Raw genomic sequence first — 23874 nt, forward strand, 5'->3', positions numbered from 1 at the left:
TTTTTCGTGGTGCTTAAGCCTGTCAAGTAATCCTGTCGTTTCCTGCACGTCGAATAATGTGTTTGGAAGTGAACAGAAAAGAGTGGCTTCTTGTGCTTGAGAGTGAACAGAAAACTATAAAATAGTTTGTAAGGCCTTGTACCTACTATGTTCTTAGGCTGAGTATAAATTCTGAGCGGTAGTTTTGTTGCTTCCTGAACTCATAACTCAAACAGCCGCTTCCATGAAATTCTGGTTCTATATCGGAGCCGTATTCGCTCAATAGGTTGAGGCTACCGCCGGGAAGGTGACTATATGGTGGCAGAAAGAAAGGCCGTAGAATTTGCATGGAGCAAGGTGCACGGGGCGGGGTTTGCTAGACCCTGCTCCGTGCCCCGCGCTTTTCAATCATTATTTTTAAGAACGTTCGATAGCTGGACGTGGGCCATTTTCCAGCTTTGCGTGCCAACGGCGATGGCTGCCGTAATGAAAACAACCGTATTGGCGAGCAGGAACCACACGATACCTGGCTGGAATGAACCCGTAAATTCCTGTGTATTTTGTAGCAATACCTTGATGCCCAGGAAGCTAATGGCGTTGGCGAGGAATCCGGCGATGGATAGCAACAGAAGGAACTCACGATTGACCAGCAGAACAATCTGAGCAACGGTTGCGCCCAGCATTTTCCGGACGCCCACTTCTTTTATTCGTCGGGAAAAATGCTGAGCCGCCAGTCCATACAGACCCATGCAGGCGATCAGCAACGCCAGTCCGGCCAGATACCCGAATCCCTTGGAAAGGTTTTGGAAGGTCGTATTAAAGCCATCGAACACGTCTTTCTGGTAAAAATGAGATGCCGTTGTGTTGGGGAAATTGGCCTGCCAGATTCGCTCCAGATCGGCTGTAACTTTGGGTCCGCTTCCCGGATCGAACCGAGCAACCAGATAACTAAACATGGGTTGTTCGGCTGCGAAAAAAATGACCGGACGTGCCGCCCCCGAACCCATGAGTTTGAAATCTTTAACGACTCCGGCAATGGTAACCCGTTTTTTATCGACCCGAATCGACTTGCCGACAGCGGCATCTTTCCAGTGATGCTTTTGAATAAACGATTCGTTCACAATGACCGATTCCGCATTTTCGGCGGTACGGTTGCTATCGAAAAAACGGCCTGACGCCAGTTCCAGACCCAGTGCGTCAAAATAACCGGGGCCAACGTTGTAGCGAAGCACATTTTCCTGCACGTCGCCCAACTGAATTGTTGCCCGGCCCACAGATTCACCGACGTGGTTTTCGGCCCCCGCAATTGTTCTGACCGACGGATTTCGGGCTAACTCATTCCTGACGATGGTAAACTGTGTACTATCGGTCAGGCGAAGGACCAGCGTTTGGTCGGGATTATAGCCCCAGTCGAGGTTTTTCCATTGCACACCCGCACTCGTTAGCACAACACCGAGAATAACCGACATAAAGGCCAGCACGAATTGGGCAACCAGAAGCACCCGACTGAAGGTGTTTTTAGTACCGAACTTAAGTTTCCCGGCCAGAACGGCAATAGGCCTGAAAGCCGAGACGTACAACGCTGGGTAAGCTCCCGAAGCAATGGCCGTAAACGCCAACAATCCAGCCAGAAAACCCCATAATGGTATATTTTGATCAAAGGAGAGCGATATGCTCATGACCATTAGATCATTAAACAAGGGCACCAGAAAAACGGTGGTGATGACCAACGCGAGCAACAGGGCTACAAAGCAAAGCAACAGGTTTTCGGTCATGAACTGAGCAATGAGTTGCCGACGCGTACCGCCCATCACCTTACGAACACCAATTTCCTTTAATCGCTGCGTAGCGGCTCCCAATGAAATATTGACGTAATTGAAACACGACAATCCCATCATGATCAAGGCAATAGTCGAGAACAGAATTGTCGTAATAGGGTGGTTTGCCTCGGCCGGGCGACGATTTACAGTATAGGCATCAGGAGCTGGATTGCGGAGGTTATCGAAAACAAACGATTTGATGGGATTCTCACTGTTTTTGGAATTATACAAAGCGACATACCGACCCATTTGTCCGGCCAGCGATTTAATGTCGGTTTTGTCCTGAAGCTCGATGAAAACGCCATAGATGTGAGAAGTCCAATCCTGATTCTTGAGCGACGCATGAATGGGGTGGTAACCAGTCAGCAAATCGAAGGCGAAACCAGTATTGTTCGGGAACTTTTCGGCAACGCCCTGAACGATAAATTGCTTGTTTTCCCGCTCGCCCGTAACAATGGCCAACGGTTGCCCAATTGGAATCTGATTTGGAAAGTATTTATCCGCCATTTCGCTGCTCAGAATAACGGCGTTCGGATCGGCCAGCGCAGCCGGGTTCCCATACTTGAGGGGAAACGTGAATAGCTGGAAAAAATTGGTATCGGCATAGGTGATGATTTCATCGAACAGGTTTTCCTTACGAATGACCTGAACGCCTTCCCGCTGAACGCGAACCGCTCGTTTCACCTGCGGGAAATCGGTGGACAGAGCGGCTGCCATAGGAGCCGGAACGTTGCCGTACACCTGCGTTTCCTTATTGACTTCCTGTGTGTATTCCACCATGAAAATTCGGTCGCCATTAATGTGGAAGTTATCCAGCGTCCAGAAGTTTTTCAGAATGAGAAAAACGGCGATGCTGCACGCAACGGCAATGGATAACCCAACAATGTTGATAAACGACGTAACCCGGTTGGTAACCAGATTCCGATAAGCGAGAATGAGGTAGTTTTTGAGCATGGGGGTAGATTTGTAGAGACGCAACCCTTTGCGTCTCCATGTGCGTCAGCAATAAAACCGTCCGGGCGAGGAGACGCAAAGGGTTGCGTCTCTACATTATTCGCTTCGCAAACTCTTCACCGGATTCGTTAAGGCGGCTTTGATGCTCTGGAAGCTCACGGTCAACAGAGCCACACCTATGGCCAATAGCCCCGCAACAACGAACATCCACCATTCGATAGTGATCTTATACGCAAAATCCTGTAACCACTGGTTCATGGTATACCAAGCTAAGGGCGAGGCAATCAGGATTGCGACGACAACCAGTTTTAAGAAGTCTTTGGAGAGCAAGCCCACAATGTTGAATACTGATGCCCCCAACACTTTACGTACACCAATTTCCTTGGTTCGCTGTTCGGCGGTAAACGCAGCCAGCCCAAACAGACCCAAACAGGCAATCAGAATAGCCAGCGCCGAGAATACCAGTACAACCTGTGCCGTACGCTGTTCGGAACGGTATAACGTGTTCAGGAAGTCATCGAGGAAGGTAAATTCAAAGGCAGAATCGGGCATGTCTTTTTGGAAGATACGCTCCATCTGCCGCATCGTTTCGGGTAAATGAGCCGTTCTGGTTTTAATCAGCAAATAGGGCCGACCTTCTGTATCGGCATTGTGGAAGGCGTAGGCACCAATGGGCTTGTGGAGTGATTCGAAGTGGAAATCTTCGACAACCCCCACGATCTCGGCCCGATCCCAACCAAACAGATTGTACGCTTTCCGACCCAGCGCTTTTTCGGGTGTATAGCCTAAATAATCGACCGCTGTTTTGTTCAGTACAACCTGCACTGTCGTGTCTTTAGGGTCTTTTACGGTTGGTAATGTGCGCCCTGCCAGAAGTTTTAAACCCAGTACGTTAATAAACTCGCTGCCCACCCGATTCGTCTGGATGGCCATGCCGTCGCTGGCGTTGGTGCCGTTCGGGTTGTCCGATTTCGTAAGCGTCCGTCCGCTACCGGCATCGCCGGGAAACGTTTGTGCCCGACATACATCAACCACATTGCTCAGGCTGCGGTAGTCGTTCATCAGAGCGTCGATTTGGGCTCTATCTTTTGCCGCCGACGTCATGACCGCCAACACCTGTGTGGGTTCGTAGCCTAGTTTTTGCGATTGAATAAACTGCAATTGTTGGTAGAAAATAAACGTACTGACCATCAGCACCACCGAGGCCGTAAACTGAATAACCACCAGCGACCGCCGGAATAAACCCGCTCCCGACTGGTTTCGGAAGGTGGTACTGAGCAGGTATTTGGGGGAGAACGACGATAGATAAAAAGCCGGATACGAACCTGCAATCAGTGTAATAATCAGCCCAATGAGCAGCAGCCCACCAATTACTTCAGGCGATAACAGGGCCTGAAACGGAAGCTGTTTACCCGTTAACTGATTAAATAGCGGTAAGCTCACTGCCACCAGTGCTACTCCCAGCAGTAGGGCCAGCGACATCATTAGTGCGGTCTCGAGGTAGAAACGGGTAACCAGATGCCGCATCGATGCACCGACTGTTTTGATAACGCCAACTTCGCGGAACCGAATTTGGGCCTTGGCTGTGGCTAAATTCATATAGTTGATCGAGGCAATCAGTAAGATGACAATCGCCAGAATCAGGAGAATTTTGACCTGCTGAAAATCGCCAATGCGCGTGGTGCTGGCGTTGGTAATATCGGCCGAATGCAGGTGAATATCCGTAAGAGGTTGTAGTCCGAGCGTGAAATATTGATCAGATTTCGGGACGTTTTTATTCAGAACGGCCATCATTTGCTGTTCAACCTGAGCTGGGCTGGCTTGTGGGGTCAGTAAGAGGTAGGTTTCAAAACTGGCGTTGCCCCAGGATGGATGCTGCGCCCAACGCACGCTGCTGAACGAGCCGATCATGTCGGCATCCAGCGTCGAGGTCCCCGGAAAATTCGCGTACACGCCCGTTACTTCCAGCGTGTCCTGATTGTCTACATTCAGGATTTTACCAATTGGGTTTTCTGCTCCGAAATAACGGTCGGCAGTTGCCTGACTGAGTACAACCTTGCGGGGGCCATCGAGCGCTGTTTTCGGATTCCCTTTGAGGAGGGGTATATCGAAAACAGCGAACAGGCTACCGTCGGCCCAATAAAAATTCTTTTCCGCAAATTTTCTGTCGCCCGAATTGACGAAGGCGGTTTGCCCAAAATTATGGCGAAGTAGCCGTACCTGCTGCTCCACATTGGGAATATCGGCTTTGAGCGCCGGGCCAACCGCATTGGGCGCGTTTGCCCATTTCATAGTTTTCCCGTCGAAGGAAACCGTCACCGCAATCCGATAAATGCGATCGGCATGGGTGTGGTATTTATCGAACTGAAGCTCATCCTTCACGTATAGGATCAGGAGCAGCGCCACGGCCAGTCCTGTTGCCAGGCCGACCAAATTTAGGAAAGTAAACAGGCGGTTTTTAAGAAGCCCCCGCCAGGCGATTTTGAGATAGTTTGTGAGCATAGGGGTAGAGGTTGGCGTGGAGCAGGGAGCGCGGTGCAGGGACTAGCAACCCCTGCACCGCGCTCCCTGCTCCACGCATTTATTCAGATCGTAAACTCTTCACTGGGTTCATCAGCGCGGCTTTGATGCTTTGGAAACTGACGGTCACTAAAGCAATGCCCACCGCCAGCAAACCCGCTACGGCGAACATCCACCATTCTAGGTCAATCTTGTAGGCGAAATCCTGTAGCCACTGGCTCATGATATACCAGGCTATCGGAGCGGCAATGATAATCGCGATGAAAACCAGTTTCAGGAAGTCTTTCGAGAGCAGCGCAACCAGACTCGGAATGGATGCCCCCAGCACTTTCCGAACGCCAATTTCTTTGGTGCGTAGCCGGATCACATACATAGCCAATCCCAGCAGCCCCATGCAGGCAATGAAAATGGCGAGCATGGCAAATAGACCAAAGATTCGCTGGGCAACCTGTTCCGATTTGTATAAATCGCTCCAGTCGGTGGCGAGGTACGAATAGTGAAAAGGCTGGTCGGGTAGGTAACGTTTCCAGATACGTTCTAGTTGACCAACCAGGGCTTCCGGTTCATCGGTACGAACCCGCACCACAAGCTGGTTATCTACTTTTTTGAAGAGCCGGTCATTCAGGACGAATAACGGTCCAATGTGCTGATGCAACGAGCCAAAGTGGAAATTACGAACGATGCCCACTACGGTGTACGTAACGGGTTGACCATTCTCCTGCACAAAGTTGTCGGGGCTAGTAATTTGCTTGCCGATGGGGTCGGTCAGGCCAATCTGCCGGGCGGCCTCTTCGTTTAAAATAACGGACAGCGAATCATCGAACTGGCGACTAAACGGACGCCCGGCCAGCATACTCATCTGCATCGTTTGCAGATACTGTTCATCAACAACGCAGCCTTTACCGGTAACGCTTTCGTTTTCGCCATTCTTGCGGAATGTAATGCCGAAAAAGCCTTCTTCGCCGGGAGCACTGCTGGTTCCTCCCACGCCCGTTACGCCCGATAATTTAGCCACTTCCTCTTTGAAGGCTTCGGTATGGTTGGCGAGCGAAAACGCACCCTTGAGTTTTATGACTGATTCTTTCGTAAACCCAAGTTCTTTCCGCTGGATGAAATTCAACTGACTGAATACGACAATGGTACTGACAATCAGGAGAACTGATATTGAAAACTGAAACACGACCAGGCCGTTTCGTAACAGGTGGCCCTGACGGGTCGAACTGAACTTACCCTTCAATACTTTAATTGGTTCGAAGGCCGATAATACACCTGCCGGATAACTGCCAGCCAGCAAGCCGACGCCAATAGCTCCGCCCAGCAACAACGGCAGCGTTTCCCAACGTACCAGCGAGGTTAAAGTAAGCGACTTGCTGGCTATCGTGTTGAAAGGCGTGAGTAAACTGGCCACCAGCAGCATAGCCACCCCTAAACTAAACAGGCTGAGCAAGACCGATTCGGTCAGGAATTGGGCGGCCAGTTGCTGTGTTGTTGAGCCGAGGGATTTTCGGATACCCACTTCCCGCGCCCGTTCCGACGAACGGGCTGTGGCTAGATTCATAAAATTGATGCAGGCTATCAGCAATACGAAAACCGCGATGATGGAGAAAATCTCGACGAGTGATCGGCTTCCGTTGGGTTGGTGTTCAGCTTCCAGGTGCGAATCGAGGTGAATTGCCTGGAGAGGTTGGAGGAAATAGTAATACCCATTTCCGGCCTTGATGTAATCGCGGTAGGACACGCCAAATGTGCGTTCTACTTCGCCAGCAGCGTATTTCTCGACCACCGCCGGGAGCTTGCCTTCTACTGTTTCAGGCTTTGTATTGGGGCGCAGGAGTAAGTACGTATGAGCCGAAAAACCAATGTGGTTAACCTGTTCGGCTTGTGGGAACCCTCTTGTCGACGCCAGGAAGTTAAACGTAAAGTGGGAGTTGTGGGATGGATCGGCGCAGATACCCGTTACTTCCAGCTTTGGCCCCTGTACAATCTCTAGTGTCTTGCCAACGGGGTTGACTGCGCCAAACAACCGCTTCGCTGTGCTTTCCGTCAGAACAACCGCGTTTGGGCGATTAAGTACTTGATCGGGTTTCCCGTACAACAGGGGCGTTTGAAATACCTGAAAAAAGGTGGAGTCGACGACCATAAAGTTGTTCTCTTCAATGGTTCGCCCATCCAGTTTTACCAAGACTGGTGCATTGGTGCCCGCCGAGAAAACGCGCGTTACCTGCTCAATTTCCGGTATTTCCTTCTTAACCGATTGCGCATAAGACGGCGGAATGATTGCATACTTCGTGCTACGGCCAGGATATTTGCGTTCGAGCGCCATCCGATAAACGCGCTCCCCGTTGGGCCAGTGCTGATCATAACTCAACTCATCGGAAACGTACATCACAATGAGCAGACAACAGGCCATGCCGATGGCCAAACCGGCAATGTTGATACCCGTGTTACTCTTGTGTTTCGCTAGATTGCGCAGCGCGATTTTGAGATAGTTTTTGAGCATGGGAGTGTAGGTTGGCATGGAGCAGGGAGCATGGAGCAGGGGTTGCTAGTCCCCGCTCCGTGCCCCCTGCTCCACGCATTTATTCAGATCGTAAACTCTTCACCGGATTCATCAAGGCGGCTCGCACACTTTGGAAACTCACGGTTGCCAGTGCAATAATGATGGCCAGGACACCCGCCAGCGCAAAGACCCACCATTCGATGTCGATTTTGTAGGCGAAATCGGATAGCCACTTATCCATGGCATACCAGGCAATTGGCGAGGCTATGACAATGGCCGCTACAACCAATTTCAGAAAATCTTTGGAGAGCAGCCCAACAATGCTGAATACCGATGCGCCCAAAACTTTTCGAACGCCAATTTCTTTGGTCCGCTGCTGAATCGCGATCAGGGCAATTGAAAACAGACCCATGCACGACAGCAAAATGGCAATGCCTGCCGCCGATGAGAAAATGGTTGCCAGTCGCTGTTCCTTCCGGTACCAGCGTTCGGTGTTTTCATCCAGGAACGACCCAATGAATTCCTGCTTGGGGGCAATCGTTTTCCAGGCGGCCTTGATGGACTCCATTGCACCCGTCAGGTTTTGCGGATTGACTCGAACCAGAATGTACTGAATTGGGAAGTTCGATTGCATTTGCAGGGTAATGGGTTTGGCCTCCTGATGCAGTGAGTACAGATTGAAGTCGGATACCACACCAACAATCTGATACTCTTTGTTATCGGGCTTGATGAACTTCCCGATTGGATTAGCCTCGCCGAGCGCCTTGGCCATGCTTTGCGTAATCAACACCGACGAACTTGAATCGGTACTAAATGCCGTGCTAAAGTCGCGACCTTGCAGAAGCTTGATCCCCATTGTTTTGAGGTAGTCCGTGTCGATTCGTAGCCAATCGCAGGTAACGTCACGCTTGCCGTACTGGAAGCCGAACATCATCCGGGATGAACTGCCGTCCAGACCCGCGCCAATGTTAACACCCGAACCTGATACAGATGCAATATTGGGTTGATTCGCCAGTCGGTCGCGCATGGCTTTCAGGGCATCTTTTCCGTTTAGTTCGTTGCCTACCGGAATACTGATTACCTGCTCTTTATCTAAACCCATGGGTTTCTGTTGCAGGTAGCTGATCTGCTGACGCACAATCACGGTACAAACAATGAGCAAACAGGCAATTGTAAACTGCGTGACGATGAGTGAATTACGTAGCAGTCCCGGACGACTCACTTTGACTTTGCCTTTCAAGACCTCTACGGCATTAAAGCGCGTGACAAACCAGGACGGATAACCACCGGCTATTAATGTAATGAGCAGAAAACCCAGGCCCGTGATGAGTAATACCTCTGGTTTCAGGAAGTCGGCTAATATGAGCGAGCTTCGGAACAGGCGGTTAAAGGTCGGTAAACTCACATAAGCCAGAGATAAGCCAATCAGCAGGGCACCGAAACAGAGTAGCAACGTTTCGCCCCAGATTTGACCGAACAACTGGCCCCGCTGCGCGCCCAGCGATTTCCGAACGCCCACTTCCCGCGCCCGCGAGAGCGATTGGGCAATCGTGAGATTGATAAAATTGATGCAGGCAATAGCCAGAATAAAGAGACCGATCAATAAAAGCGTGTACACGTAAGCCCGACTAATTCCGCTACCGTGCGTGGTTACGGTATCAAAATGAACATCGAGCATGGGTTGTAGGAGCAGGCTTTGCTGAAAGCCTAGTTGATTTTTGGGATATCCCTGTTCCTGACGCTCTTTAATATCCTTTGCAAAGTATTTATTCATAAATGCCTGCGTCCGTCGTTGCAGGGTTTGCTCGTCGGTTCCTGCTTTTACTTTCACATACACATCGTGGTTGCCATGATCCCAACGGCTTTTGAATTCCTGATAATCGCCCGCGTTTTCGCTACGGATCAGAGCGTCGTACTCGAATGTGGAATTTTTAGGGGCATTGCTAAGAACGCCTGTAACGGTGAATGCCTGCCAGACATTGTTCATGCGTAGCTGAAGCGGTTTGCCGATAGGATCTTCATTCCCAAAAACGTCTTTAGCCATACGCTCGCTGATGACGATGTCGCTCAGGCTATTCATGGCCGTTTTGGCATTTCCCTTTATGAGCGGGAACGTGAACATCTGCAGGAAATCGGCGTCTGCCATCCGAACATCCTTGTTATATGTCTGGTCATTATGCCGAACACTGGCACCCCGATCAAACCAGCGCGTGACGCCTTCGATCTCCGGAAACTCGGCTTTGAGCGCGGGCGAAATCGGGTACGGCATCGTAGAGCTTTGATTGGGCGAACCATCGCGGTTAGTCGACAGGAAGTTCAGCCGAAAGATGCGGTCGGCATTTGTATGGAAGCCATCGTACGACAATTCGAAGGTGGCTGTCAGGAATAACAACACACAGGTTCCAAACGCAACCGATAGCCCAACGATGTTGATTAAGGTGTGCGTACGGTTTTTCCAGAGCGTGCGGAAGGCGACTTTCAGGTAGTTGCGAAGCATATATTTTTTAGTAAATTTGGTAAAAATCGTTACATATGTATTTCCCACCTTTAACACCCCCCCTGCTTGTTCAGGAGGATCAGGGAGTTTGGGCTCCTGCCGATCATCAACGTGTTATATCCAAACTGAACGTTGGTCTGGGCATTCTTTATTATCGAGAAAAAACGATTCAGTTAGAACCACTACCTGAAACGATGCTCGATGATGCCAAAGCCAGCCCTGTTCCCGACTTGTCATTAATTGATAACAGTACGGATGAAACCCCAATCATTATTGAGATATGCAAGGCAAAAGGCCAAAAGGATGATATACAAAAAGTTGTTCAATTAATAGACAGCGATTTGTACGGTATCCGTGAAGGCTTTATCTACAATTACAAAACCCAGCACTGGTTTCGGTATCGCTTTGGCGACGGTGGCCTCACAACCGAATCGTCCTTCTCCGAAATCCTGCAACTGGATTTGAATCAATATCTCGTCTGACCGCGCGGGCGGCCCCGCCGGGATTTTAACAAGATTAAAAAGATTCACTTGAAAATGGCTTCAAAGAAGCCTCTAGAAATCCTGAAAAATCTTTTTAATCTTGTTAAAATCCCGGTTCGGATTACTCACTCTTCAAACTCGTTACCGGGTTCACCGTTGCGGCTTTGATGCTCTGGTAACTCACTGTCAAAAAGGCAATTGTGATAGCTAGTACACCAGCTATCGCGAAAATCCACCAGGGTAATGTGGTCTGGTAAGCAAACGTACCCAGCCACTCGCTAACCGCCCACCAGGCGAGGGGAGAGGCCAGGACGAGAGCCACAAAAACCAGTTTCAGGAAATCGGTAGAAAGCATACCGACGATGTTGCCGATACTGGCTCCCAGCACTTTCCGAACGCCAATTTCTTTGGTCCGCTGCTCGGCCGTGAACGCGGCTAATGCGAATAATCCCAGACACGAAATCAGAATAGCGAGCACACCGAAATAATTGACCAGTGTATTCACCTGCTGTTCGCTTCGGTACATTTTCTCGTACTCTTCATCCATGAAATGGTAGTTGAAGGGATAATTCGGGTTGAATTCCTTCGATAGCTGTTCCAGATCCGCAATGGCCTGCTGTGTTTGGCCGGGCCGCGTTTTGACCAGCAAGTAACTCGTATTTGCTGAGTTGAAAAGCAGGATCAACGGGTTAATGGCCTGATGGAGTGAGTTGATGTGGAAGTCCTTCATCAGGCCAACAATTTGACCTTTACCCATCCAGAATTCTATTTCCTTGCCGACAGGGTCTTTCATACCCATCAGTTTGGCCGTGGCTTCGTTAATAATGTACCGAGCCGAATCCGCAGGACTATCTGCCCGGAAATCACGTCCGGCCAGCAGCTTGATATTCATAGTTTGGGTGAAACCTTCGCCAACGGCCATTACCGATACGTTGGTACCCTGGTTCGGATCTTTACCCGGCCATTTCAAATCGCCTGATGAGCTTTGAATATTGACGGGCAGCGACATGGTTGTTGTTGCTGATGCAATGGATGGCTTCCGCATCACCTCCCGCCGAAAGACGTCTACTTTTTTGGGCTGCGCTATTTCGCCCTCCAGCGGCACATACACGACATTCTCGCGGTCGAGGCCAAGGTTTTTGGTGCGGAGGTAGTTCATCTGCTTACCTACGGCCAGCATACCCACAATCAGAAAGATCGAAAGCGAAAACTGAAACACCACTAGTGCGCGCCGGAACAGCGCTGGCCCCGAACCAAACTGTAAACGGCCTTTTAGGATTTTGATGGGTTGAAGTGAGGACAGGAATAAAGCCGGATAGCTTCCCGACAAAAAGCCGGTGACCAGCACCAAACCCAAGATGATTAACCAAAGCGCTGGCTCGGCAAGATTGAGCGCTAGTTGCTTGCCAAATACTTCGTTAAAGGTAGGGAGCACATACCATACCAGACCAAGAGCCAGCACAACAGCCAGTAGGCTCGTCATCATAGATTCGCTCAGGAACTGCCCAATCAACGAGGAACGGAGTGCACCAACCACTTTCCGAACGCCAACTTCCTTAGCGCGCGTTGCCGACCGGGCTGTGGCCAAGTTCATGAAATTTATGCAGGCAATCAGCAGGATAAACAGGGCAACCATGGAGAAAATACGCACATATTGGATTCGCCCGCCGACGCTTTTACCGTTTTTGTAGGTGGAGTATAGATGCAAGTCGGTAATGGGTTGCAGAGTAGGTTGACCCGTCTCGAAATTCTTACCCGCAAAACGTGGATAGATATCTTTCATGGCGGCCTCGGCCTGGGCTATCGTTGTGTTCGGTTTTAGCCGGACGTAGGTGTTGAAGGAGTTGTTGCCCCATTTGGTCATCCAATCCTGTTCCTGTACTTTCCAGTTAACCAGCCACTCGAATTGCAGCGTGGAGTTTTTTGGTAAGTCTTCAATAACAGCCCCAACTACATATAGTTTGTCATTGTCGAGTTGGATCGTTTTTCCGATTGCCAGGCCAGCCGGAAAATATTTCTCGGCTATTTTTCGCGTAATGACAATCTGGTTGGTTTGTGCCAGGGCGGCTTTTGGATTGCCGTAAATGGCAGGCAGATCGAACACACCAAAAAAGTCCTGGGTGGCAAAATGACCCCGTTCTTTAGCGGCTTTTTCGCCTGTCGTCTGGTTGCCAATGGGTTTAATCAGCAGTTCAGGGCCGTAATTAATTTTGGTAACAGCAGCTACTTCGGGTACATCTTTGGCAATGGCTTCCTGCAAAGGGCCGGGCGTGACATCGTTCGTGACGATTTCGCCATTGTAGGGAAAGTTGACCCGAACGTACATAATTCGGTCGGCGTCGGGCAGAAAACGGTCGTAGCTGAGTTCGTCCTTTACCCAAAGCCCAATGAGCAAACTACACGCCATGCCGAGCGCTAGTCCGACCACATTAATGCCTGAATAGAGTTTATTCTTGAGTAAACTTCGAATCGCGATTTTGAAATAGTTGCGTAGCATAGGGTTTTAGAGGCTGGCATGGCGCCGGGTGCTCGGTGCAGGGTCAGCAACCCGTGCTCCCGGCACCGAGCACCCGGCTATTTAGAATGTAAACTTGTCATAGGGTTCATCAGAGCGGCTTTTATACTTTGATAGCTTATGATTAATAGAGCGATGCCCACGGCCAGTAAACCAACTGAGCCGGGATTTTATGAGTTAAATAATTGGTCCGGCCGATAAGATGTTTCCCTTGTATAGAAAAGAGATTGGCTTGATTGTGAATCAAGCCAATCAGCAAAATCATAAAAATCCCGGTTTTAGACGTGGAAGTTTTCGGTTACTACTTTACCGTCGAACAGATTCACAATGCGGTGAGCAAAACCGGCATCGTAAGGAGAGTGCGTTACCATGATGATTGTGGTACCTTCGTCGTTCAGTTCGCCGAGGAGTTTCATTACTTCTTCGCCGTTTTTCGAATCGAGGTTACCCGTCGGCTCATCGGCCAGGATCAGCTTGGGTTTGGCAACTACCGCACGGGCAATAGCCGTCCGTTGTTGCTGACCGCCAGATAGTTGTTGTGGGAAGTGATTGCGTCGGTGCATGATGCTCATCCGTTCCAGGGTTTCTTCAACCCGCTTCTTCCGCTCGTCGGGAGGAGTTTTCAGGTACAGCAGTGGCAGCTCAACGTTTTCATAAACGGTCAGTTCGTCGATCAGGTTAAAGCTCTGGAATACGAAGCCGATAGAACCTTTACGAAGCTGTGCCCGTTGCCGCTCGGTCATTTTGGCCACTTCGGTGCCGTAGAAATTATACTGCCCGTCGGTTGGGTTGTCGAGCAGGCCCAGGATGTTGAGCAGCGTCGATTTACCACAGCCCGATGGACCCATGATGGCTACAAATTCCCCGTCTTTTACATCCATATTGATGCCATTGAGAGCGGTGGTTTCTACTTCTTCGGTTGCGAAGAGTTTCTGAAGGTCAATTGTTTGGATCATTGTTTGAATGGATGTCTGAACCGGGATTTTTATGATTTAACTGACTGACTATGATTTTTATGATTTTGCTTTCAACGAAAGCCGACGGCTAAAATCATAGTTGGTCAGTCAAATCATAAAAATCCCGGTTTAGATGAGGTTAAAATTCAAGTACTTCGTTATCGCCAAAATTTTCGTAAGAACTCGTAATAACTTGCTCGCCTGGTTCCAGTCCGGTTAGGACTTCGTAGAACTCAGGGTTTTTGCGACCAAGCGTGATCGGACGTTTTATGGCGCGTTTGCCCGATTTATCCACCACATACACCCAGTTGCCGCCTGTGTCGGAGAAGAAGCCGCCTACGGGCAATAGTGTAGCCTTGGCTGCTTTCCCTAACTCCAATTGGATTGGCGACGACTGACCCCGCTTGATTCCTTCGGGCGTTCCTTTCGGGAAAATCATGTCTACTTCAAACCGGCCACTTTTTACCTCTGGATAAACCCGGCTGATTTCAAGCTCGTGCATTTTGCCATTGAATTCGAAGGAGCCTTTCAGTCCCGAAAATACCCGGCTGATGTAGTGCTCATCGATACCAACCCGCATTTTGAATCCATTCAGGTCATCAATCTGACCGATGTTCTGGCCCCGGTTGATGTTCGAACCGACTTCTACATCGATGCTGGATAACTGTCCCGAAACGGGAGCCTTAACCACCAGATTATCCAGTGTCTGTTGCCAAAGAGCGACATTTTTCTGCGTACGTTGCAAGGTGCCTTCCAATTGTTTAATCTGGAACTTGGCATTCTCTTCCTGATACTTCTGCGTTTCGATCTCGATACTGCGCTGACCCGTTAGCCGTTCGTAAGCGCGTTTGGCTTTCAAATAATCCTCTTCCGAAACGACTTTGTCTTTATACAACTTAGCCTGACGATCGTACGAGTCTTTTGCCTGATCGATTTGGGCGTCGAGATCTGCTAATGTTTTGCGAAGCGTAAAGCGCTCAACCTGAAGGCGTTGACGGGTAGTCTGTAAGTCGTTGACGAGTCGGTTGGCTTCTGTTTCCGATTGTAAGAAGCTGAGTTTAAGGCTTTGGTTTTCCAGTTTCAGAAGTACTTCTCCTTTCTTAACCATGTTACCGCCTTCGATCAACTTCTGAGTCACATAACCACCTTCAATAGCATCGAGTCGAATAGTTTTAAGTGGTTGCACAACGCCCGTTACGGCAATAAAATCTTCAAAAGGCCCAGTAGTTACGCTTGATACGGTGATTTTATCTTTTTCAACGTTCAGTTTCGACCGTCGATCGGCAAAGAATACTGTGTAAGCTAGTAAGCCCAGAACCAATGCACCGCCCCCAAAAATTGCCAGGCGTTGTGTGGTCCAAAATCGTTTAGGTAAGACGCGATCCATTTAAGTTAAAAGTGAATGAGGGAAAGTGTGAAAGAGCAGATACTAGCTCAGACCTCATTCGTTGTAATTACCTGTGCCAATGTCATGCCAGTTGATGCCTACTGTTGATTATCAGGTATTTAATTTGTGGCAGCATTAGTGCGCTGTCCGCTTTCGGACGGAATTTGTCCGCTTTTGTCGTAACTTCATCTGAGTCTGTTAGATCGCATATATCAAACGCTCTTTCACTCTTTTACTCCGGTTCGGCTTTCCGATGCGCTCTTTATATGCACTTCTGCCAGCACATAAGGCAGTAACGTTTTTGATCGGGTCGAAGGGTTTAGAAAATCATACGTCAACTGGCTGACGTGATAATAGGGGAAGATGGCCAATTGTCGGACATCGAAGCCGCGCATGGCAAGCGAATCGGCATATTCGGTGGTTGTAAAAACAGATTTGGGACCCGTTTGCACCTGAACTCGTAAAGCCGAATCGGTTCGCGCATAGGTAGTAGGCCCTTCGGCATAAAACTCATACGACCAGAAACTTCCTCCACCTACGCCCGTACCCGGTTCGTACAAAATAGTTGGCCGATTGGCCAGCGTCGGTTGGGTGTTGACATAGTCTGCTGTTGCCATACCCGCCTGATAGCGCAGGAAAGTCGGGTATAAAAATAAATTCAGCGACCCTGCCACAACGAACATTACCCCCACCATACGGCCCATTAGCGACAGGAGATCGTTTTGCCGAAAGAGCACAAATAGCAGAATTGTTAGGGTTAATGCCCAGGCAAGAGCTGTATTTAGCCCGACCGGTTGAACCAGCCATAAAAGTGCCCCTATGACCACAATCAGGAGTATGCCGATAACGGTTTGGGCAATCGTCCATTTGCGAAGATTAGAGATTTGAAGACTTACTAAGAACTGAGCCGTTAGTACCGCATAGAATGGGAAAACGATATTCAGGTAGTGGGGCAACTGAAACCCGGATAACGAAAACAAAACGAACGTAGCCAATCCAGACCCGAGCGAAATGTATTCGGGCTGGAAAGTTGGTCCGATGCGACGTTTTGCCAAATCGACTAGTCCTTTCCCGATGCTCATATACAGTGGTAACGACCAGGGAATAAATGCCCACAACAGTGTATGAACGAAGAAAAATTTATCGCCTTCACCTTTAATCGGACCTGTATTGAAGAAGCGCCCAAACTGGCTATCCCAGAAGAAAAATCGAATACCTGATACGCCCGTTTTACCAAAAACGACTTTCTCCGGATGTAAATCGAACTGTTGATACAGACAATAAATTTCAGGGATCGTAAAGGCAAATGAGAGCACAATCGCTAAATACCAGCGGATTTTTAATAGCTCCCGCCAATGGCCGGTCAGCAGCCAATGTAATACTAAACCGGCCCCAATCGGAATCAGTACAAAAACGCCTTTGGTCATTAGGGCACAACCCGTCAGGAAGGAACCTATTAGGAGATGCAGGCTACTTTCAGAAACACCATATCTTGAAGATACGGTGTTTCCAGTGCTCAGAAATACCCGATAAAAATGATAAACAGGTCCTATAATAAGCGGCATCAGATAGGGCTCGGCCCGTACATCGCTATTGGATAGAACACCGTGAAAAGCTGTCAAAAGCACCAGCGAAGCTACCTGAGCCGTTACTTTTGAATAGGTTAGCCGAGTGAACTGATAAGTGTACACAACGCTACCTAAAAAAAACAACAATGCCGGAAATTTGTACGAAAACGTATTGATGCCGAAAATTCGGTAACTTAGGGCGATGACCCAGAATGGGAAATGAGGCTTGTCGAGCCAATCGGTACCGACGGCGTACAGGTTGATGAAATCGCCGGTTTGCGCCATTTGTTTGGCAATGCAGGCATATAGCGCACCGTCGAGTTCCATAACAGGTGGGAACAGGCCCGTTGCATTCAGAAATACGCCAACGGCCACAAGGGCATAAAACCAGCGGTCAGTAAAAGGAGAAGAATTGTCAGCCATTAAACGAAAATAGAGTGCCAGCGACTGGTCGTATGTAGTCAGAAATTGGTTGTTGCCCCTTTTGACCACTCCTCCTTACGGAAGACCATTCATGACAATTTTATGGGTCAAAGTACGTAAGAAAACCGTAATTCGTTGTTGAATCGAGAGTAGCGTGCAACAAATCGTCTAACTCGTTATCTTTAGTGTATGCAAGATGCTAAACTCTTACTCGTCGACGATGATCCCGACGTACTGCTGGCAGCCCGGTTGCTTCTTAAGCGCCACGTCGCTTCGGTAGATATCGAAAAGAATCCTGAAAAACTGCCATTTCTGCTCAATAACAATCGCTACGATGCCATTGTGCTCGATATGAATTTTCAGCGCGATGTGAGCAGCGGTCGTGAGGGTTTTGCCTGGCTCGACCGTATTTTAGACATCGACCCCAAAGCGCGAGTCATATTATTTACTGCCTACGGCGACGTCGAGATGGCGGTACGGGCTATTAAAGCGGGTGCTGTTGACTTTGTACTGAAGCCCTGGCAGAACGATAAATTCCTGGAAACTATTCGCGGAGCTATCAGCAAAGCCGGCGGTAGCCAGCAATCAGACGATACGAATAAAGCGGATGGTCCAGTTTCGCCAGCCAAAAAAGCGACCAAACAAACGAACATTATTGGTTCGGCCATGAGGCCTGTTCTGGATACTGTTGAACAAGTAGCTCCGACGGATGCCAACGTGTTGATTTTGGGCGAGAATGGTACCGGTAAAGACTTGGTTGCGCGTGCTATTCATGACCAGTCGCATCGGCGTGATAAGCCCTTTGTCAGCGTTGACGTAGGCGCTCTGACTGAAAGCTTGTTTGAGAGTGAGGTATTTGGTCACGTTAAAGGAGCCTTCACTGATGCTCGTGACGACCGTGCAGGCCGGTTTGAAGAAGCCAATGGCGGCACGATTTTTCTGGATGAAATTGGTAATCTGAGCCCTGCCCAACAGGCTCGTTTACTAACGGTTTTGCAACAGCGACAAGTAACGCGTGTTGGATCGAACAAAGCCCGACCCATTGATGTGCGGCTTATTTGCGCTACCAACGCTGATTTGAATGAACGTGTTGCCGAGCGGGCTTTCCGACAGGATTTGCTTTACAGGATCAATACGATCGAACTTCACCTGCCTGCCCTTCGTGAACGTCCATCCGATATTGGACCATTAGCAGAACATTTCCTGAAAAGATATGCGAAGCAATACAATCGCTCAATTTCGGGTCTAAGTCCGGCATTGTTAGCGGAAATGAAGCAATACCGTTGGCCAGGTAATGTTCGGGAGTTGCAACATGCGGTGGAAAGGGCCGTTATTTTGGCTAAACCTGATGTGCCAGGAGCTACTCAGGGGACTTTGCTGGAGCCGACGAATTTTATCTTCAAAAATGGTTCGGCATCCGTGTCGCCTGTGAACGAAACGCTGCAACTGGAGGATATGGAACGTCAACTTATTCAACAGGCCATGCAAAAGCATCGGGGCAGTATTACCGACGTAGCCAGAGAGTTGGGCCTATCAAGACAGGCGTTGTACAGAAGATTGGAGAAATTTGGGTTGTAAACAGTATTTACTCTGAGCGAGTAATTACTTAAGTCGATCTAGTAGCAGGGTCAGTACTTGCTCAATTTTTTGATTAACCTGTACAAACCCTTCTCTCATTTCAGTTCGTAGCTCATCAATTTGAGCCTGTTGTTGCTCGAACCGATCATCAATTTGCTGCTGTTGCTGGTCGAACCGTTCATCAACCCGCACAAATCGATGATCGACTTGATCAAACCGTTCATCAACTCGCACAAATCGATGATTGACTTGGTCGAAACGTTCATCAACTTGTACAAATCGATAATCAACTTGATCGAACCGTTCATCAACCCGCACAAATCGATGATCGACTTGGTCAAAACGTTCGTCCACCCGCACAAATCGATCGTCGACCTGATCAAATCGTTTGTCCACCCGTACAAATCGATCGTCGACCTGATCAAATCGTTCATTAACTTGTGTAAAACGAAGATCAACTTTTTCAAATCGCTGACGTATTTCAATCGTCAAATCAGCGACTCCTCGGGCAGCAATTTCAGCATTGGCATCAGCCCGAGTGGCTATGACAAGAATCTGTCCATTTGATTCGATCAGACGGTCAGTTTTCTGCGCTACATCAGCTAATACAGGTTCGATTTGATCAAGACGTTTATCAGGAGTCATGCGGTGGTATAAATTTCCCGTAAATAAACGAAGTTTTCATTAATAATTACAAAGGCAAGTTTTTCGCTAATTTAAGCGTGTCCCAACTCAGTGGCGATGTCTACTCTGGATTGCTGTACGACGTCATCAGGAGTTCGTCCGGCAGGCTCTATTGGCGAGAGTACCGTCCACGACATTTTTGAAAACGAGGTAAGCGGGAATAATCCTTTTGGGTTGAAATGCCCTGTTCCCCGAATGGCAATTGGGACGACAAGCGCGTTAGGCGCCCGTTTTAACAAAGTAGCTACCCCGCCGGTTACAAATGGACGCATTTCGCCGGTTGCAGATCGGGTTCGGGTGCCTTCGGGAAAAATAACGGCCGATAAATTGTTCTGTTGAATAAGCTTTCCCAATCGGGCAATCTCAACAATCGCCTGCTTGGGGTCTTTGCGATCAATGAGCGCAGCACCGCTTTTTCGCAAGTTGTACGACACGCCCGGTATGCCATGCGCTAGTTCGACTTTAGATACAAAGGTGGGCGTGTGTCGACGCATAAACCAGATAATTGGCGAAATGTCGAACATGCTCTGGTGGTTGGCTATAAAAATAATCGGCCGGTCGGTGGGGAGGTTAGTTTGTTGTGTAAAGTCAATGGTGCTGCCCGTGAGATACCAGCCATAGGCGATACAGGCGTTCATCCAGTCGACCGTTTTTTTGTGGGCAGGTCGGCCAAATACGTTAAATGCAATGACCTGAGCCACATGGAAAATACAAAGCACTAACCCGAAATAAAGCAGGTAAACGCAGCTTAAAAGGTAATCAAGAAGTTTTTTCATACAGGCGACAAGTGTCGGCGCGGCAATTAGTTTATCCCAAAATTAAGCATGAGTCGCGTATAGTCGGGAAGAAAAACGAAAGCGAATCTAAAACATCGACTCTTTTAGCCGAACTTTGTAGTCACTAAGGGAAATTGAACTGTTTTGTTGTTACTTGTTATATGATTTTATCTGGCACACGTTTGGATGTTATGCGATTCGTCGGCGAAAAAATCGACGCTTCTGTTGATGAATTTCTTAAGCCTATCGAGACTAATTGGCAACCGTCCGATTTTCTGCCCGATTCGACAAAAGATTCATTTCTGGACGATATAAAACTACTGCGCGAAAGCACCCGTGAGCTTTCGTACGATTACGTAGCCGTACTGGTTGGCGATACCATCACCGAAGAAGCGTTGCCCACGTATGAGTCGTGGCTGATGGACATGGAAGGCATCCAGCAGGGCGAACCCGGCGGCTGGACGCGCTGGATTCGTAGCTGGACGGCCGAGGAAAATCGGCACGGCGATCTGCTCAATAAATTCCTGTACCTATCGGGCCGGGTCAACATGCGGGCGATGGAAGTATCGACCCAGTACCTGATTGCCGATGGTTTCGACATTGGAACGGGCAAAGACCCCTACCGCAATTTCGTTTACACCTCGTTTCAGGAACTGGCGACCAACGTATCGCACCGCCGGACGGCTACGCTGGCTAAACAGGCGGGTTGCAATCAGTTGTCGAAAATTTGTGGTGTAATTGCTTCCGACGAGATGCGCCATGCCAAAGCCTATAAAGATTTTGTCCGGCAGATTTTTGAAGTCGACCCCTCCGAAATGATGCTGGCATTTGAAGACATGATGCGGAAGAAAATCGTAATGCCCGCTCACTTCCTGCGCGAAACGGGCGTGAAAATCGGTCAGACATTCAGCCACTTTTCGGATGCGGCACAGCGTTTGGGCGTGTACACTACCTACGATTATATTGAGATTGCGGAATCGTTGCTGGTTGACTGGAAAATCGATTCCATCACCGATCTGAACGATGCTGGTCAGCGGGCCCGCGATTATGTCATGGCGCTGCCTGGTCGTTTGCGTCGGATTGCCGAACGGACCAAAGTACCTACCCTGGAGTACCCATTTAGCTGGATTGCGGGCTAGCATGAACCAATTCGTTATCGGCATAGGCTGGCGTATTCTTGGCATTATTATCCTGACCAGTGCCATAACGTACTTCTGGTTGCAGGAGGTTAATGGCCTGATGCTGTTTCCATTAGCCATACTTCACATCGTGATAACGGTCAATCTGTACCGTTATGTGACCAGCCTTAACCGTAAATTGACCCGGTTTCTGGAATCGGTGCGCTATTCCGATTTTGCCGTTTCGTTTCGGGCCGATAACAACCTGGGGCCTTCCTTTTATGAACTCAACGACCAGTTCAATGAAGTACTGGACGCGTTCCGGCAGGCGCGGGCCGAAAAAGAAGCCAACCTCCACTATGTCAACACGATTGTTCAGCACGTTAGCGTTGGTCTGCTGACCTTCGATGTTAGCGGACAAGTGGAGCTGGTGAATCAGGCTGCCCTTCGGTTATTGGGCATTTACCGATTACGGACCCTTAATGACCTGAACGCGACTCACCCCGAACTAAGTGAATTGTTGCTCTCGGCGAAAGCATCGCCTACGCCCGTTTCGTATCAGACGGGTGCCGATGGCGAACTGTCGGTGCGTTGTACGGCAGTGCGGTTGCGGGGACGACTGGTTACAGTGGTCTCGTTGCAAAACATCCGTTCGGAATTACAGCAACGCGAACTCGATGCCTGGCAGAACCTGACCAAGGTGTTGCGGCATGAGATCATGAACTCTATTACCCCAATTGTATCGTTGGCGGGCACCATGCGCGACATTGTCGAGACCGATTTGTTGCCATTTGCCTTACCGAGTGATAATGCGTTCAATGCGATCCCCTCGGTGGTTGGCGAATCAATCAATGACCTGCGCGATGCCCTGACCACCATTGAGCAACGGGGGGCGGGTATCATGCAATTTGTGGATGCCTATCGGAATTTCACTACCATTCCGCAACCGATTTTTGCCGATGTGCCTGTTGAACCGCTCTTACGAACGGTTGTGCAGTTGACCCAGGCTAATGCTCCTCAGTGTCAGATTGCGTTTACGGTTGGATCACCCAATCTGGCGATTCGTGCCGATGCTTCCCAAATTGAAATGGTGCTCCTGAATCTGGTAAAAAATGCCGTAGAGAGCGTTGAGAAAGGTATTGTCCCCATTATCAACATCAGTGCGGAATCGTTAGGGCCACACGTAGTCATTCGCGTAACGGACAATGGGCCGGGTATTGAACCGGAAGCCCTGGAGCAGATCTTTATTCCATTCTACACCACCAAGAAAACCGGCTCCGGCATCGGCCTGAGTTTATCCCGCCAGATCATGCAGCTCCACAACGGCCAACTCACCGCCGATTCTCACCCCGGCGCAGGGAGTACGTTTAGTCTGACGTTTTAATAATTTCGTTATACTTACAGAAACTTCGAGCGTTTGATACATCTGATGCTTATTTAACAAGCAAATGAAGTAGCTTATGATCCATCCATTTTTAGCCGATCAGTTGCCAATCGTCACACGAATTCTAAAAGAGAATGGCGTGAAAAGGGCGTATGCGTTTGGCTCAGTTTGTACGGATCGATTTACAGAGACGAGTGATGTTGATCTGCTTATTGGTTTTGACGAAAGTTTAGATCCAGTGAGCTATAGTGAAAATTACTTTACAATTGCCCACGCGTTAGAATCGGTATTGAACCGCCCTGTCGATTTAGTAACCGAACGCTCCCTCAAAAATCCTTATTTCATAACAGTACTGGAGCAAACGAAAACGGCAATTTATGAATAACGACGTTCGTAAATGGCTAGTAGATATTTTGGAAGCGATCGACCATATCGATGTTCATTTAGATGGCCAACGCGATTTTAAAATCTATCAAAATAGTATCACGATTCAACGCGCTGTTGAACGAGAAATAGAAATTATCGGAGAAGCAACTAATCGCATTTTAAAAGTAAATGACACAATAGCCATATCCAACGCTCGCCGGATTGTTGATCTGCGCAACCGGGTTATTCATGCTTATGATGCAGTAGATGAAATAATTGTGTGGAGTGTGGTTGTGAAAAATTTACCTATTCTAAAACAGGAAGTTGAGGCTGTTTTAGAATAGGTAATAAGATTACTTATCGTACG

The 23874-nt window shown here is 48.9% G+C and carries 16 protein-coding genes; 6 read left to right on the forward strand and 10 right to left on the reverse strand.

Annotated features, from left to right (window positions below; all coding sequences use genetic code 11):
• Nucleotides 1–383 precede the first annotated feature (383 nt).
• The 4 genes from ACYVGR_RS15175 to ACYVGR_RS15190 all read right to left on the reverse strand — a co-directional run bounded on the left by ACYVGR_RS15175 (nucleotide 384) and on the right by ACYVGR_RS15190 (nucleotide 10270).
• On the reverse strand, nucleotides 384–2753 hold the full coding sequence (locus tag ACYVGR_RS15175) for an ABC transporter permease (protein WP_460958074.1): 2370 nt from the start codon (nucleotides 2751–2753) through the stop codon (nucleotides 384–386).
• A gap of 96 nt (nucleotides 2754–2849) precedes the next feature.
• Nucleotides 2850–5255, reverse strand: coding sequence for an ABC transporter permease (locus ACYVGR_RS15180; protein WP_460958076.1), 2406 nt, complete (start codon nucleotides 5253–5255; stop codon nucleotides 2850–2852).
• A gap of 79 nt (nucleotides 5256–5334) precedes the next feature.
• Nucleotides 5335–7791, reverse strand: coding sequence for an ABC transporter permease (locus ACYVGR_RS15185; protein ID WP_460958078.1), 2457 nt, complete (start codon nucleotides 7789–7791; stop codon nucleotides 5335–5337).
• Between the two features lie 61 nt (nucleotides 7792–7852).
• The gene (locus ACYVGR_RS15190) at nucleotides 7853–10270 is read right to left on the reverse strand and encodes an ABC transporter permease (RefSeq protein ID WP_460958080.1); all 2418 of its coding nucleotides are present in this window, start codon (nucleotides 10268–10270) and stop codon (nucleotides 7853–7855) included.
• A 35-nt stretch (nucleotides 10271–10305) separates the two neighbouring features.
• Here ACYVGR_RS15190 and ACYVGR_RS15195 point away from each other — a divergent pair, with 35 nt between their 5' ends.
• Nucleotides 10306–10752 (forward strand): hypothetical protein, encoded by a 447-nt coding sequence (locus ACYVGR_RS15195; protein ID WP_460958082.1) that lies wholly within the window; start codon nucleotides 10306–10308, stop codon nucleotides 10750–10752.
• Between the two features lie 121 nt (nucleotides 10753–10873).
• Here ACYVGR_RS15195 and ACYVGR_RS15200 read toward each other — a convergent pair whose 3' ends face one another.
• The 4 genes from ACYVGR_RS15200 to ACYVGR_RS15215 all read right to left on the reverse strand — a co-directional run bounded on the left by ACYVGR_RS15200 (nucleotide 10874) and on the right by ACYVGR_RS15215 (nucleotide 17601).
• Entirely contained in the window at nucleotides 10874–13249 is a 2376-nt protein-coding gene (locus ACYVGR_RS15200; RefSeq protein ID WP_460958084.1) for an ABC transporter permease, read from the reverse strand.
• Between the two features lie 296 nt (nucleotides 13250–13545).
• Nucleotides 13546–14223, reverse strand: coding sequence for an ABC transporter ATP-binding protein (locus ACYVGR_RS15205; RefSeq protein ID WP_460958086.1), 678 nt, complete (start codon nucleotides 14221–14223; stop codon nucleotides 13546–13548).
• Nucleotides 14224–14362: 139 nt separating this feature from the next.
• Nucleotides 14363–15610: an efflux RND transporter periplasmic adaptor subunit gene (locus ACYVGR_RS15210; RefSeq protein WP_460958088.1), complete on the reverse strand. Its 1248-nt coding sequence runs from the start codon at nucleotides 15608–15610 to the stop codon at nucleotides 14363–14365.
• A 224-nt stretch (nucleotides 15611–15834) separates the two neighbouring features.
• Nucleotides 15835–17601 (reverse strand): ArnT family glycosyltransferase, encoded by a 1767-nt coding sequence (locus tag ACYVGR_RS15215; protein ID WP_460958090.1) that lies wholly within the window; start codon nucleotides 17599–17601, stop codon nucleotides 15835–15837.
• Nucleotides 17602–17790: 189 nt separating this feature from the next.
• Here ACYVGR_RS15215 and ACYVGR_RS15220 point away from each other — a divergent pair, with 189 nt between their 5' ends.
• Nucleotides 17791–19179: a sigma-54-dependent transcriptional regulator gene (locus tag ACYVGR_RS15220; protein ID WP_460958092.1), complete on the forward strand. Its 1389-nt coding sequence runs from the start codon at nucleotides 17791–17793 to the stop codon at nucleotides 19177–19179.
• A gap of 24 nt (nucleotides 19180–19203) precedes the next feature.
• Here the strand turns inward: ACYVGR_RS15220 and ACYVGR_RS15225 are convergent, their stop codons facing one another.
• Together ACYVGR_RS15225 and ACYVGR_RS15230 are read right to left on the reverse strand one after the other, a co-directional pair.
• The gene (locus ACYVGR_RS15225) at nucleotides 19204–19824 is read right to left on the reverse strand and encodes a hypothetical protein (protein WP_460958094.1); all 621 of its coding nucleotides are present in this window, start codon (nucleotides 19822–19824) and stop codon (nucleotides 19204–19206) included.
• A 71-nt stretch (nucleotides 19825–19895) separates the two neighbouring features.
• Entirely contained in the window at nucleotides 19896–20639 is a 744-nt protein-coding gene (locus ACYVGR_RS15230; protein ID WP_460958096.1) for a lysophospholipid acyltransferase family protein, read from the reverse strand.
• Nucleotides 20640–20800: 161 nt separating this feature from the next.
• On the opposite strand from ACYVGR_RS15230, the gene ACYVGR_RS15235 reads away from it, so the two are divergent.
• The 4 genes from ACYVGR_RS15235 (at nucleotide 20801) to ACYVGR_RS15250 (ending at nucleotide 23851) form a co-directional block, all read left to right on the forward strand.
• Entirely contained in the window at nucleotides 20801–21778 is a 978-nt protein-coding gene (locus ACYVGR_RS15235; protein ID WP_460958098.1) for an acyl-ACP desaturase, read from the forward strand.
• Nucleotide 21779: 1 nt separating this feature from the next.
• Entirely contained in the window at nucleotides 21780–23141 is a 1362-nt protein-coding gene (locus ACYVGR_RS15240) for a sensor histidine kinase (RefSeq protein ID WP_460958100.1), read from the forward strand.
• A gap of 76 nt (nucleotides 23142–23217) precedes the next feature.
• Nucleotides 23218–23526: a nucleotidyltransferase family protein gene (locus ACYVGR_RS15245; protein WP_460958102.1), complete on the forward strand. Its 309-nt coding sequence runs from the start codon at nucleotides 23218–23220 to the stop codon at nucleotides 23524–23526.
• On the forward strand, nucleotides 23519–23851 hold the full coding sequence (locus ACYVGR_RS15250) for a HepT-like ribonuclease domain-containing protein (RefSeq protein ID WP_460958104.1): 333 nt from the start codon (nucleotides 23519–23521) through the stop codon (nucleotides 23849–23851). The genes ACYVGR_RS15245 and ACYVGR_RS15250 overlap by 8 nt, the downstream gene beginning before the upstream one ends.
• Nucleotides 23852–23874 lie beyond the last annotated feature (23 nt).

The sequence above is a fragment of the Spirosoma litoris genome, from assembly GCF_054776755.1.

What these genes read in the sequence shown, in the direction of transcription:
- ACYVGR_RS15175 (WP_460958074.1), bottom strand. Translation starts at nt 2,753, where the DNA reads ATGCTCAAAAACTACCTCATTCTCGCTTATCGGAATCTGGTTACCAAC.
- ACYVGR_RS15180 (WP_460958076.1), bottom strand. Translation starts at nt 5,255, where the DNA reads ATGCTCACAAACTATCTCAAAATCGCCTGGCGGGGGCTTCTTAAAAAC.
- ACYVGR_RS15185 (WP_460958078.1), bottom strand. Translation starts at nt 7,791, where the DNA reads ATGCCAACCTACACTCCCATGCTCAAAAACTATCTCAAAATCGCGCTG.
- ACYVGR_RS15190 (WP_460958080.1), bottom strand. Translation starts at nt 10,270, where the DNA reads ATGCTTCGCAACTACCTGAAAGTCGCCTTCCGCACGCTCTGGAAAAAC.
- ACYVGR_RS15195 (WP_460958082.1), top strand. Translation starts at nt 10,306, where the DNA reads ATGTATTTCCCACCTTTAACACCCCCCCTGCTTGTTCAGGAGGATCAG.
- ACYVGR_RS15200 (WP_460958084.1), bottom strand. Translation starts at nt 13,249, where the DNA reads ATGCTACGCAACTATTTCAAAATCGCGATTCGAAGTTTACTCAAGAAT.
- ACYVGR_RS15205 (WP_460958086.1), bottom strand. Translation starts at nt 14,223, where the DNA reads ATGATCCAAACAATTGACCTTCAGAAACTCTTCGCAACCGAAGAAGTA.
- ACYVGR_RS15210 (WP_460958088.1), bottom strand. Translation starts at nt 15,610, where the DNA reads ATGGATCGCGTCTTACCTAAACGATTTTGGACCACACAACGCCTGGCA.
- ACYVGR_RS15215 (WP_460958090.1), bottom strand. Translation starts at nt 17,601, where the DNA reads ATGGCTGACAATTCTTCTCCTTTTACTGACCGCTGGTTTTATGCCCTT.
- ACYVGR_RS15220 (WP_460958092.1), top strand. Translation starts at nt 17,791, where the DNA reads ATGCAAGATGCTAAACTCTTACTCGTCGACGATGATCCCGACGTACTG.
- ACYVGR_RS15225 (WP_460958094.1), bottom strand. Translation starts at nt 19,824, where the DNA reads ATGACTCCTGATAAACGTCTTGATCAAATCGAACCTGTATTAGCTGAT.
- ACYVGR_RS15230 (WP_460958096.1), bottom strand. Translation starts at nt 20,639, where the DNA reads ATGAAAAAACTTCTTGATTACCTTTTAAGCTGCGTTTACCTGCTTTAT.
- ACYVGR_RS15235 (WP_460958098.1), top strand. Translation starts at nt 20,801, where the DNA reads ATGATTTTATCTGGCACACGTTTGGATGTTATGCGATTCGTCGGCGAA.
- ACYVGR_RS15240 (WP_460958100.1), top strand. Translation starts at nt 21,780, where the DNA reads ATGAACCAATTCGTTATCGGCATAGGCTGGCGTATTCTTGGCATTATT.
- ACYVGR_RS15245 (WP_460958102.1), top strand. Translation starts at nt 23,218, where the DNA reads ATGATCCATCCATTTTTAGCCGATCAGTTGCCAATCGTCACACGAATT.
- ACYVGR_RS15250 (WP_460958104.1), top strand. Translation starts at nt 23,519, where the DNA reads ATGAATAACGACGTTCGTAAATGGCTAGTAGATATTTTGGAAGCGATC.